Origin of the sequence: Acinetobacter sp. 'aerobic (ED)', from assembly GCF_904886855.1 — a bacterium.
Lineage (GTDB): Bacteria > Pseudomonadota > Gammaproteobacteria > Pseudomonadales > Moraxellaceae > Acinetobacter > Acinetobacter courvalinii.
The window spans coordinates 67,040-80,220 of sequence record NZ_CAJHGI010000002.1 but is presented as its reverse complement, the minus strand read 5'-3'; the positions used below and the strand labels follow the sequence as shown (position 1 = coordinate 80,220).

Below are 13,181 nucleotides of genomic sequence, written 5' to 3'. Positions count from 1 at the left end.
GATCGCCATTTCATGTTAGAGCGCAGATTGGTACTGGATTGCATTTTTATTTTTGCCAAAAAATCGTTAAGCTATGTGCTGTTGTTTTTGACTGAAGAAATTATGAAACAAGAGACTGCACTGAAGTTACTTAAAGCTGGGGAAAATGTTTTTTTGACGGGTTCAGCTGGTGCAGGAAAAACCTATACGCTTAATCAGTACATTCATTATTTAAAAGCACGTAAAGTTCCGGTTGCGATTACCGCATCGACCGGTATTGCGGCAACGCATATGAACGGGATGACGATTCATACCTGGGCGGGTATCGGGATTAAAGATAGCTTGAGTGATGATGATCTCAAGCGAATGAAAGAGCGTAAATATTTAAAAGAGCATTTGGAAAATGCCCAAGTTCTGATTATTGACGAGATTTCCATGTTGCATGCCAAGCAACTGAATCTGGTGAATCAGGTCTTAAAATACTTTAAAGAAAGTGATGAAGCCTTTGGGGGCATTCAGGTGATTGTGGCTGGGGATTTCTTCCAGTTACCACCTGTGGGCAGAAAAGATGAAAACAATCGTGATAAATTCTGTTTTATGTCCGATGCCTGGGTCGAAGCCAAATTCCGGGTCTGTTATTTAACTGAACAACATCGTCAGGATGACGAGATTCTTAACCAGATTTTGAATGCGATTCGGGCGCAAAGTATTCAGGACAATCATATCTCGGCCTTACATCAGTCACGCCAGCATGATATTGGGGAAACCTTTACCCGGTTGTACACCCATAATATGGATGTGGATAATATTAATTATCAGCATCTCAATGAAATCGACAATGAAAGTCATCAATTTAATGCAGTGCTGGACGGTAATGAAAAGTTAATTGAAACCCTGAAATCCTCAGTCCGTGCGCCAGAAGAATTGACCCTTAAAAAACATGCCAAAGTAATGTTTGTCAAAAATAACTTTGATATGGGTTATATCAATGGCAGCTTGGGCGAAGTCATTGGCTTTGAAGAAGATGATAAGCAAGGCATTTTACCGAAAGTCAAATTGACCGATGGCACCACTTTTCTGGTTGAGCCAGAAACATGGTCAATCGAAAATGAAGCAGGTAAGGTGATTGCCAGTTATCAGCAGATTCCTTTACGTCTGGCTTGGGCCATTACCATTCATAAAAGCCAAGGCATGACGCTGGAGGCGGCAGAAATCAATTTAAGCCATACCTTTGAGAAAGGTCAGGGCTATGTGGCTTTATCCCGTTTAAAGTCACTGACAGGTTTGAAATTATTGGGCTTTAATGAGCAGGCACTGGAACTGGATAGTCTGGCTATTAAAGCCGATCGCCGTTTTCAGGAACTGTCTGCCGAAGCGGAAGCCAACTTTGAAAATATTGATCTCACCACCCAGCACAATGCCTTTATTCGTCATTGTGGCGGTACGCTGAACGCGACTGAAATCGCACGCAATGAGAAGAAAATTGCCAAAGGTGGCAAGCAGAACTACGCTGCAGCGACTTTGGATGAAACCCGTGCTTTATTTGAAGGCGGTTATGAAATTGAAGATATTGCCCATGAGCGTGGTTTAACACCTGCCACCATTATCAATCATCTGGCGCGACTGCATAAGGAGCAGGGGCTGGATATTTCGGTGGCCAATCCTGGTGATGAAGTGGTTGAAGAAGTGCGCAAGATTTATAAACGCTTGCATAAGCGTAAAAATCCGGAACATTTTACCGACGATGGTGCAATCAAGTTGCGCCCCATTGTGGAAGCAACCAGCCCGCGTATGGCCTATGATCAGGTTCGTCTGGCTTTACTGTTTATTGAATAGGACAAATCAAACATGCCTCATCTCGTTGCCAATTATTCAGCCAATCTGACTGAACTGGATCAGCATACATTACTTAGTAGTGTCAATTCGGCATTAATTGCAACCCATCTGTTTAGTCCGAATGATGTAAAGTCACGCATTTTTAAAGATGAGATGTTCCTGATTGGAATGGGTGAAACGCAAGATGCCTATATCCATTTAAAGCTGTATTTGCTCAGCGGTAGAACTGCGGCACAAAAGCAGGATTTAGGCAGCGTATTATTGGCGATACTGGAACAAAAAAACTATCTGCTGGTAGAAAATCAATCACCGTTACAGCTATGTGTGGAAGTAATTGATATGCCAAGCGAATATTATTTTAAGGCAAGCATTTAATTTTATTTGAATCAACTGCACTTGAGTGCAGAGGTGAAGTTGATTCATTTTTGAATAAAAAATTCCTGATTTTTAGACTTATCCGTACAGTGAGCTATGTTTTTATTTTCTCAGATGATTTTGTTCATGTGCAGAAAAGCTGATAAGGGCGTAACATTAAAAATATAGACAAGTATGTATGCTGTTTATAAAATGCGCGAAATTTTATTAAATAATCTATAAAAAGATGCTGAAAAATATCTTTCAAGCTTTAGAGACTTTAGGGCTGAACGCGCAAAAACGTGCGATCCATGCTCAGTTCTCCAACTCATCTTTAAATGATCAAGTATTCTTACAATATGTAGAAGGCACTCATCAGCTTAATCAGGGTATTGAGCTTCAACTGCTCTGTCTTTCGACCAGTGCCGTCATCCCATTAAAAAGCTTTATTGGCAGTCAGGTTGCCATTGATATTGTGACTGATCGGGCTGAACTGACCCGTATCACCGGTATCGTGACCCAGGCTGATGTTGGTGCGAGCGATGGTTCGCTCACCCTGTATAAACTCGGCGTACAAGACCCGACAGCTTTATGGAAGCATCGACGTAATAGCCGTGTGTTTATGGCCAAATCAGTTCCAGATGTCATCCAGACCATCTTTCAGGAATGGCAGTCTAAAAGTCCGTTATTTGCAGCCAGTTTGACTCTGGATGTCAGCGGACTTAGCAAAGACTATGATGTCCGTCCTTTTATTATGCAGAGCAATGAAAGCGATTATGACTTTCTGACCCGTTTGATGCGGAGTGAAGGGATTAACTGGCTGATTGATGAAGCCCAGTTAAAAGTTGCCAGCTCAAGTGAGCAGATTCAGGCCCAGAAACTCAGACTGATTGATGATAATAGTCATTATAACGCTTTGGATCGCCGTCATATCCGTTTTCATCGCAGTAGCGCCACGGAAACACAGGACAGTATCACCGCATTCGTCGCCCAGCGTACATTACAACCTGGCGCGGTACATATACAGCGTTGGCAGGCCGATGCTTTGGAACAGGAAGAAGGTGCGGGTAGTGTTCAGAGCAAGCATCAACATAGTGACCAGCATGATAACCAGCAACTGGCGCTGGAACAGGCATGGCATTTTTCACCGGCCTGGATTCAGGACCTGAATGGTGAAGATGGTACCACCAAAGCAGGCAATGCCCAGATCGAAAAACTGAATCAGAACTTAGGACAATACTACGATGCTCAGGCCAAGCAGTTTATTGCAAATTCGACAGTTCGGGATGCACAGGTGGGTTACTGGTTTGAATTGAATGAACATCCTGAAATTGATCAGCATCAGGGTGCAGACAAAGAATTTTTAATTACCTCAAAACACTTTTATAACCAGAATAATTTACCTAAGGACCTGACGGATCAGGTGCATACCTTACTTCAGCACAGTCATTGGCAATTAAAAGGCTTGAGTGCAGCACAGGCCGACGAACGCCAGGCGAATCAGCTGATGCTACAACGCCGTAATATGGCATTGGTGCCAGAATACAACCCCTTGCAGCATCGACCAGCAGCCCATCCACAACGCGCTCGCGTGGTGGGACCGAGTGGTGATGAGATCCATGTGGACGAATGGGGGCGCATTAAAGTCCGCTTCCTGTTTACCCGTACAGAGGACCATAGCCACGATGGTGGTGCAGGTGCCAATGACAACGACACCGATTCAGCCTGGATCGATGTGCTGACGCCGTGGGCAGGTGAAGGTTATGGTGCACGGTTCTTGCCCCGTATCGGTGAGATTGTTGTGATCAACTTCTTTGACGGCAATATTGATCGTCCCTATGTGGTGGGACGAATTCATGAAGCACAGCGTAGCCCAACCAAGTTTGATAATGCTGGCAAGCTGCCGGATACCAAGAAACTGGCAGGGATCAAGTCTAAAGAATACCAAGGCGAAGGCTTTAACCAACTGCGTTTTGATGACACCACAGGCCAGATCAGTGCACAACTACAAAGTAGTCATGCCGCCAGCCAACTGAATCTCGGTAAACTGAGCCACCCAAAGGACAAGGCTGAGAGTGAGGACCGTGGTGAAGGTTTTGAACTGCGTACAGACCAATGGGGTGCTGTGCGTGCAGGACAAGGTTTGTTGCTGAGTACGCAGAAACACGATCAGGCCCAAGGCGAGCATCTGGATGCACAGCCTGCCAAACAGCAGCTCGAAGGCACCCAAAGCAATGCCAAAGCATTAAGCGAAGTGGCCAAGAACCAACAGACTGACGAAATTGAATCCGTTGAACAATTGAAAGCATTTGCTGAACAGATTGAAGCAAAAATTGCCAGATTTAATAAAGCGTTATTGCTACTGAGTTCACCGGCGGGGATTGGCCTGAGTACCAATGAAGATATTCATCTTTCAGCAGATGGACAGATTAATCAGCTGGCAGGCGATAGCATTAACTTGAGTACGCAAAAGAACCTGATTACGCATGCGCAAAATCGAATCAGTCTGTTTGCGGCACAGAATGGGATCAAGCAGGTCGCTGCCAAAGGTAAATTTGAGGTACATGCTCAATCCGATGGTATGGATTTACTGGCTAAGCAAGGCATCCAGATTATCTCGACCGAAGATCGTATAGAAATCACCAGTCCAAAAGAAATTGTAATTACAGCGGGTGGTTCTCAAATCAAGCTCAATGGCTCAGGGATTTTTCCGACCACAGGTGGCAAGTTTGAGGTGAAAGCAGGGCAGCATTTATTTATGGGCGGGGCAAATGTTCAGTTAACACCAATAACTTTACCAGGCGCTGATATAAAAAATTGGATTGAATTAGATTATCTTGACCCTGAAACAAGAAAGGGTATCGCACATAATGGCTATAAAATTTTCTTTAAAAATGGAGCAACATTAGCAGGAAAACTAGATGCTAATGGATTTGCTAGGCATGAAAATGTACCACCTGAAACTATAAAAAAAGTAGTATATGAAACTCAAGAAGGTAAAGAAAAAATTGCCAATCCATTAGAAGAGTTATTAGAAATTGAAGACGACTCATCAATCCGTAGTTATGGGGATGTAAATAATGGCGAATAGTATTCCTAATGCTACGCAAGCTAGAGATGCATTGGCTTGGATGACTGGTGAACAAAAAGATATTCAAGAGGAAAAAAGTATATGGGAGTGGATGGTAGAAGCCATTGAAGGAGACTTCAATGATAATCGTAGTACAGGACAAATTGTATTTGATGCTGCAATTTCCATGATCCCATTTGTGGATCAGATATGTGATGTCCGTGATTTAGTGGCAAATTGTAAGAAGTTAAATGAAGATATTTCAGATCAGTGGGCTTGGGTCGCTTTGGCACTTACTTTAATTGGTTTATTTCCAAGCCTAGGGAGTTTGGTTAAAGGGGTCCTAAAAATCTTCTTCTTGTTTGTAAGGCGAAGCGGGGGAAAAGCCGTTGTTAAAGCTGTCGATTCAGCTATGACATGGGTTATTACTTTTTTAAGAAAAAAACAAGTACAAGATTATATTAAAAAATATCTACCGAACGTGGATATTCTTATTTATTTAAAGAATGAAATTATAAAAGTAAAAAATAAGCTTAGTGCAAAGGAGTTGTTGGCTGCTTTTGACCGAGGAATTCAGCTATTGGATAACTTAACAAATAAGGCCAAATATATTCCTGGTCTAAAAGATAAAATTAGAAATACTGTCGCTATTGTGAGAAAAATTCGAAATGCTGCAGATGCCCCATTGGCAAAAGCTTTGGCACCACTTAATGATGCTTTAGCAAGAGTTATTTATAGATTAGATATGGAGTCATATCTACAAAGAACAGCAGTGAGAAATACTACTAATGTTCACTTTAGAGGTACATTGCCGGAAGCACGTGCCATTACTTTAATGCGTACTAAAAAGCCACGGCCGACTTGGTTAAGTAATGGTGATTTAAAACATGCACCATTAGAGCCGGCTAGTAAAAGAAAGATGGTTAATGAAATGGTAAAGGATGGCTATCCTCCTTTGGCTGATTATAATATTGCTTCATTTAGTAGGTTGTCAGCAGATATTATTAATGGACCTGCCAGATTATACCGTGTAACTTCACCTGCAAATGGTGCGTTTGGCGAGTGTTGGGTCACAGAAGAAGTCTTTATTAAAATTAAAAATAGTCCTGATCCGAAAGCGGCTTGGCGTAAATATCTGGCGGTATGGCCAGATTGGAATGCAAATGGTCAGTTTGTAATTTATGATATTCCTGCTGGTCAATCAATTAAGGTGTGGCGTGGCCCTGCCTCAAGCCAAACAAAAGATGCTTTAGGAGATAGTTATCATTTATCAGGTGGTTGGGAACAAGTTATTTTCAAAGAAGGAAAGTTCGACAATACCATTTATTATCCCGTGGATACTTATGGACGTTTATCGCTTAAATCTCCCATAAGACGGGATGCTTATAATAGTCTGTCTCCAGCTGACAAAGCTAAATATCAGGCAGTACGAAGCAAAATTAAAGAACCGAATATTCGTGGTCCTTATGATACAAATTGGGGAATGACTGATTTTGATGAGCAGCTAAAAGATGTCAGAATTGGTCTTCCAAATATACCTGGACAAGTTATTAATAGATAAAACTGAGAGATGCTCATAATGCAGAATATAGAACAGCAATTGACTCGTTTTCAAAAGCAATCAGTTGCTCTCATCTATTATGTTACTTCACGATCTTATTTAGAGATGTTACTAACCAAACTGGATGATTTGATTCAATATACTGGTGGAGTAATTGATCTCGCTGATCAACAATATCGAGATCGTGTCCTATTGCAAGAAGGTTGGGAAATGGGGGATACATCAGCCAATTGGAGCACTTATGCTTACCCGTCTTTACTCGATTTCAGACTAGGTTTGATTCGAATTATAGAACAGACTAAACAGGAAAAATATGGCTGGACACCTGCATATAACACAGCACGTATGTTAGGTGAGTTTCAACCCAACTGGATGTCAGAAGAAGAAGAAACAGATTTTAAAATGCGTTTTGATGAATTATACAGATTATGTAGTTATTACGATTCTTGTGTTAAGCCTCCAAGATCATGGAGTTTATATAGTTTATTTGAAGTGATTAAAGAACTTGAAATTTTTGATCATAAAGTACCTAAATTTACAATTCGTACAGATATACGAGTAAATAGTGGGGAACTTATCTCAAAAACAGGTGTATATATCCCAGTGGGTGATCAATATGGTGTACCACAATTTGCTTGGACTTATCAGGAGTCTGATACATTTGAAAGAGGATGGTTAGAAAAGTGCCGTACAATAAATGCTTTAGGCAAGCAATTGTTTTCTAAGTTTAATGAATATACAGCATGGACTCCATCTGAAGAACTAAGAACATTCGCAATTGAAAATATTAAAAAAAAGAAAATAGATGACGATTTTGGTTATGTAAAATTAAATTATGATAGCCAATTAAGATTGGCCCCAGAGCTGATTGCAAATAATGTTTTTTCTAAGGCTGATTGTAGTTGGTATTTTGTTGAATTAGTAGAAGGTGAGTTTGAGGATATTGGTGGAGAGGAGATAGATGTTTTTGCTACACCTGATTTAAAAGTTATAGGTGGCGAGCTATGCCCAAGAACAGGTTATTGGATTTTATCTAGCCAAAAGGAGAAGCGTTTGTATTTTACTAAGGGAACATTAATTCCGAAATATAATAAAGACTGGGGTGAGGAATATTGGATCTTTGATGGTGAAAAATAACTAATATGCCCTTCGGGGCGTTTAAAATTTTGAGATTTATATAATTAAAATGATTGAATTAAAGGAACTAGAGTTGTTTTAAGAAGGATTTTTTTGTGGAAGCGATTTTTAATTATTTTTTGTACTCTTAAAGTTATAGGTTTTTTTAATAAATATATTTTGCAAAGAGTGTCTTTAAGCTTGCTTAACTCATATATTAATTAGACATTATTTTAATGTGAGGTAAAACTATGCGATTTAGTTTTTTTAACCGTAAAAATAAACAAATAGAAAATAAACATTCTAGGCCATATCTGACTAAAGAATTGATATGGGATGATGAAAAAATAATAGCGAATCGTTTCAATGGTACACAAAGAATTATGTATTATAAAAACATTATACGAGTTGATATTGTTTTTGATGATTTCTATCTGCCAGTACCTAAGTGGACTCTACAGGATGATAGTTTAGAGGATACAATAGGAATAGATTTTTATAATGATCTACAGCCTAATCTTACTGATCTAGTAGTTGATATGTTCAGTAAAAAGTTAGAAGGTTATGATAATGAGAAGGTACATCATACGATTGTAGAAGCCATGGGCGCTTCTATGGGCCTATTTCATCTATGGAGTCGAGATGATCTAAATCAAGTGCTAAAACTTATAAGAGAGGCTAATAAACCTAGAATAGATGCAGAAATTGATAGATTTATAGAAGAGAACCAGCAGCAAAAAACTAATAGATGGTGGAAAAATATTTTTTGAATCTTTTAATCTACGAAGATAAAGGTTATTTAGATGGAACCATTCCAGAAGAAGAGAATACTTATATCTTTGATATTGAAAATATTGGTATCAAAGATACCTAGATTAATGTTGAGTCTATTGAAAATTTGAGTATATGTGCAAGTCAGATTTATCCTAAAAAAGGCTCTTTGTTTACAGTTGCACAAAAGAATCCTCGTCAATATTTTAAGGAAGGTGAAATTCTACCTGAGATCAAATCTGATTGGGATGAGGGGGCAGTTTGATGGTGTGTAAATGTTGAATAATCAAACTAATTTACCAGTAGAGATACAAGAAGCACGAGCTAGGGCATTTTATTTAATTAAGAAGTACACAAGTTATACTTTTTTAAATCAAGCACGTAACTTATATCAGCAATTTTTAGATGCTTTTGAAAGGCAGTTAAGAAATCCACCGAAAGAAGTACTGCAACACCCATATGCTGAGTATTTACAAAAAAGACATGAGAGTGAGTATGTTCATTATCTGAATAAAATAGTTGAGTTAGAGAATGGTTTGACACTACTTAGAGCGACTCAACATAAAAGAGACGCATATAATAGTTTTTGTAATGTCGATTTTACTGATTGGTTATTTGATCGATATGCTGATGAAAATATAATATATGAAGATCCATTTTATATCTTATTAGGTCTAGGTATTTCCAGATCAACTGATATTTTTGATCCAGTAAATTATAAGGCTGATCCACTAGGGCGAAAAGTAGAACATACAGGTTCTATACGCTTAATATTAATTGCATTAGCGTATCGTAATATTTGTATGCAGAGTTACTTAGCAGGCAAGGTAAGTGAGCCATTTGCATATATTGATAAAAATACAATACGAAAATCTCAAAAATGGTCCTATGAGACTATCTTTTTCTCTAAAGAATGGCCACCTTTAAGAATTTATCCTGAACCGATTCCAATATGTCCACCTTTTAACCAAAATCCAATTGGGCAAATAACTACAGGTGAAGAAGTAACAGTTACGGGTATTTATGAGCCATGGTTGCCGATTAATGGAAAAGTGGGTTGTCCTAACTATTTCTTAGATGGCTCGAGAGCAACAGATTATCAACTAGAAGGCACTGATGAGTGGGTAGATGTCAAATGGCGTTTAATCTGGGAAGATAAACGTTATTTGGATGGAACAATTCCAGAAGAAGAGAAAACTTATATATTTGATATTGAAAATATTGGTATTAAGGATACTTATTGCTATGCGAGTTCTCCTGAGAAACTGAGTGTACGGGCAGGTCAGATTTGTCCTAAAACAGGCTATTGGTTTACAGTTGCACAAGAGAATTCTCGTCAATACTTTAAAGAAGGTGAAATTTTACCTGAGATCAAATCTGACTGGGGTGAAGTGTATTGGCAGTTTAATGGAGAAGAATAATCTATCCCATAAAAAGAACGCACTCTTCAGTGCGTTTTATCTCGTCCATATGTTGTTTCAAACAACCTCAATATCAACATACTGCTGAATTAAATTATCATCAAGCATATGAACATAATCTAAAAATGCGATATTAAAACTACCGACAGTCTGCGCATGCTCAAAGGCCAGTTTTCCAGCAATGGCAAAATGAATATGTGCAGCCAGCGCTGCAATCGTAGCTGGAGCAACGGCATGATAGGCCGCGGTTAAAGCCCCTAAGGCACAGCCAGTGGCGGTAATTTTAGGCTGTAAATGACAACCACCATTGACCTGAATAACCGCATTGAGCTGTTTGGATATGATGAAATCAGACTCGCCAGAGATCGCCACACACTCGGTATGTTGCAATAAGCTTTTTGCCTGTGCATATACATCCTGACTGTTTAAGGTACTGTCTACACCTTTAGACTGAATCTGGTTGCCTGCTAATGTACTGATTTCAGAAGCATTGCCACGAATAATACTGGGGTGGAAATGCAGAAGCTGATCAACGGTTTCACTACGCCATTTCAAAACTGCGCCATAACCTACCGGATCAAGCACCCAAGGCACCTGATGCTGCTGTGCTGTTTTCGCCGAAATTAACATGGCTTGGGTTTGCTCAGTGGTGGGTGTACCGACATTTAGACTGAGTGCTGCACTGATTCTGGTGAAATCTTCAGCTTCAAAAGGATTATCAATCATGGCAGGCGAAGCACCTGCAGCCAGCAAAATGTTGGCAACATAATTATTGGCAACGCTGTTGGTCATACATTGCACTAAAGGAGCCTGTTGTTGTAACGCACGCCAAGCTTCAATGACTTGATCAATCAGTTGTTGTTTTAGTGACATGACATATCCTTTATAGCAGCTTTAAACAGGGCGTTAATGGGTGAAATAGTGATCTTGATGCTTACATTTACGGCAGATCAATGAGACATAATCCTGCGCATCATAATCTACGATCAGATCATTGGAACCACAATACATGCAACGTTTAACCGAATAAAAATTTAATCGGGGCTCGATTTTTCGCCAAGATTTCCAGACCGGCTGGATAAAAACACTTTCGTCATAACCCAGAAATTTAAACAATAATATTTCACTCATTTTACTGAATGGAATGGTGTAAGGGCGTGGCAAGGTGGTGGTTTCCCAACGTTCAGACAAAGCACGTTGACGATATTGTTCCAGCGTCTTTTTCAGCAAATTGGTATTGATAAACTTGTCATTTCTCGGCTGTAAGGCTTTCTGTTTGTGCAGATATTCCAGTGCTGTCTGGATCAGATAGAAAATCTGCCCGACCGCAAGACCTTCCATCAAGCGGTAACAGAATGCCTGAAAAGGGCGGTTCCCCGCAATTTGAATACCCCAGGTGCGGCAAGAGAACTGCATGAATTGTACAATCTCTTGGTAGAGTACCAGGTACAGCACATCTTTGACTTCATCTGTACTTTTAAAGGGAATACCCAAACTCAGGTTTTCATAAAACCATTGACGTAATTGTTGAGCAATGCTGAACAGGCTTGGGTCCGCGTAGCCATCCAGCCGGATATTCAGATAAAAATGTTCAGTTTCGATATGGCTATCTTGCGATTTCAAGATCCCGGATTTCAGTAGTTCCTGGACAAGCTGGTGCTGAAACAGATAATTGGGAGTAAAGTCATGATATTTAATGTTTTGCCAATGAATCAGTTCATCATGCTGTACGTCTTCACGCGCGTAACCATCGAGCACACTCAGCAAAAATAGTTTATGCAAGAAACTCAGTTGATTAAGACCATAGACCACTTCATCTTTGACTTTATGTTTACGTTGTTCTTGTAAAATGGTTTGTTGGGTCTGTTTCTTACGGCTAGCAGTACATTGGGCACAATGACAATTGAGTTTACTATCGCTTTTAAACACCCGATGCTGGCAATGACTACATTCATGAAACTGAAATTCTTGTGCGTATTGTTCAGCTTCGATCCAGTTCATCGAGGCTTGGCACAAAGGGCAATGGCTACTTTCATCTAACTGTTTTTGTAGAATCTGTAAATCCATTGATGTTAAACCTATGACCATTTAAAAGGGAATTATACATACTCTGTAGACAGAGTGATGCAAAGTTTATAGACAGTTAAGCTCTGGTATTCACATCACGATGACGTTGCTGGATAGTGTCGTAATGACTGAATTCAGCCAAATGTATAAAAATCAGAGTTAATGCCTTTATACGTTTATTGGCATTCTCCACGATGGAGCAAAATCTTAACACTGTGCCAATCTGGCATCACTAATTCAAGAATGTGTGAATTGATTAAAATTTTCTTTTATTTTAATGGATTAAATAATCATGTGTTGTGTTGACTGTGTGTAAACGATGGCATAAAAATGAAGTTATAGATGGATCTATTTTGCATTACGGAGATTATTATGCAAAAAAATACACTCATGAAAGGAATCATGGGGAGTTGCTTGGCAGTATTCGCCAGCATGAGCTTTGCCGCAACACCAGAAGGTTTCTGGAAAAGTATTGATGACCGCACAGGTGAGCAACTTTCAATCGTTGAAATCAAGAAAAAAGCAGATAATACCTATACTGGCACAATCGTATACCGTTATCCGGTGCCTGGCGGTACGGTCTTGACCCATTGTGTAAAATGTCCTGAACCATTCAAAAACAAACCTATTTTAGGGTTGCAAATTGCATGGGGATTGAAAGAAGATCCGAAAAACCCGAATCAATATATCGATGGACGGGTGTTAGAACCGAAAAGTGGCAATGTTTATAAAGGCAAAGCCCAACTCAGTGCTGATGGTAAGCGTTTACGTATGCGTGGGTATATGGGCGTTTCTGCACTGGGGCGGACACAAGTCTGGCTGCGTACCGATAGTGCAAATCCATAACCGAGCCTGATTTTTAAGAAAGCCTAAACGACTGCTTTGGGCTTTTTTATTTGCCTAAAGAGTATTCATTCTCTTATGAAATTAATGCATAAAATCCGTTATTTCTTATACAAATGAACTCTGGCGTACAGTGTAACTTTATGAAAATTGTGATAATTTT

Annotated in this window: 10 protein-coding genes; 8 read left to right on the top strand and 2 right to left on the bottom strand. The window is 39.6% G+C overall.

Annotated elements, in window-relative coordinates:
• Nucleotides 1–102 precede the first annotated feature (102 nt).
• The 7 genes from JO943_RS03885 (at nucleotide 103) to JO943_RS03855 (ending at nucleotide 10,108) form a co-directional block, all read left to right on the top strand.
• A complete protein-coding gene (locus tag JO943_RS03885) occupies nucleotides 103–1,815 on the top strand; it encodes an AAA family ATPase (RefSeq protein ID WP_005229701.1) in 1,713 nt (570 codons plus the stop codon).
• Nucleotides 1,816–1,827: 12 nt separating this feature from the next.
• Nucleotides 1,828–2,190 carry a 5-carboxymethyl-2-hydroxymuconate Delta-isomerase gene (locus JO943_RS03880; protein WP_202740046.1) on the top strand — a complete coding sequence of 121 codons (363 nt, stop codon included), beginning with the start codon at nucleotides 1,828–1,830 and terminating at the stop codon, nucleotides 2,188–2,190.
• A 226-nt stretch (nucleotides 2,191–2,416) separates the two neighbouring features.
• Nucleotides 2,417–5,260, top strand: coding sequence for a type VI secretion system Vgr family protein (locus JO943_RS03875; protein ID WP_202740045.1), 2,844 nt, complete (start codon nucleotides 2,417–2,419; stop codon nucleotides 5,258–5,260).
• Complete coding sequence (locus tag JO943_RS03870; RefSeq protein ID WP_032867308.1) at nucleotides 5,250–6,800, top strand: hypothetical protein; 1,551 nt, start codon at nucleotides 5,250–5,252, stop codon at nucleotides 6,798–6,800. Before JO943_RS03875 ends, JO943_RS03870 begins: the two co-directional genes overlap by 11 nt.
• Nucleotides 6,801–6,818: 18 nt before the next feature.
• On the top strand, nucleotides 6,819–7,937 hold the full coding sequence (locus JO943_RS03865) for a hypothetical protein (RefSeq protein ID WP_202740044.1): 1,119 nt from the start codon (nucleotides 6,819–6,821) through the stop codon (nucleotides 7,935–7,937).
• 230 nt (nucleotides 7,938–8,167) lie between these two features.
• A complete protein-coding gene (locus JO943_RS03860) occupies nucleotides 8,168–8,686 on the top strand; it encodes a hypothetical protein (protein WP_202740043.1) in 519 nt (172 codons plus the stop codon).
• A 276-nt stretch (nucleotides 8,687–8,962) separates the two neighbouring features.
• The gene (locus JO943_RS03855; RefSeq protein ID WP_202740042.1) at nucleotides 8,963–10,108 is read left to right on the top strand and encodes an Imm72 family immunity protein; all 1,146 of its coding nucleotides are present in this window, start codon (nucleotides 8,963–8,965) and stop codon (nucleotides 10,106–10,108) included.
• 57 nt (nucleotides 10,109–10,165) lie between these two features.
• Here JO943_RS03855 and thiM read toward each other — a convergent pair whose 3' ends face one another.
• Both thiM and JO943_RS03845 read right to left on the bottom strand, forming a co-directional pair.
• A complete protein-coding gene (gene thiM / locus JO943_RS03850; protein ID WP_005229719.1) occupies nucleotides 10,166–10,981 on the bottom strand; it encodes a hydroxyethylthiazole kinase in 816 nt (271 codons plus the stop codon).
• Nucleotides 10,982–11,014: 33 nt separating this feature from the next.
• Nucleotides 11,015–12,175 (bottom strand): hypothetical protein, encoded by a 1,161-nt coding sequence (locus JO943_RS03845; RefSeq protein WP_202740041.1) that lies wholly within the window; start codon nucleotides 12,173–12,175, stop codon nucleotides 11,015–11,017.
• Nucleotides 12,176–12,547: 372 nt separating this feature from the next.
• Between JO943_RS03845 and JO943_RS03840 the strand changes: the two genes are divergently transcribed.
• Nucleotides 12,548–13,021 (top strand): DUF2147 domain-containing protein, encoded by a 474-nt coding sequence (locus tag JO943_RS03840; protein ID WP_150953465.1) that lies wholly within the window; start codon nucleotides 12,548–12,550, stop codon nucleotides 13,019–13,021.
• The last annotated feature ends 160 nt before the right edge of the window (nucleotides 13,022–13,181 follow it).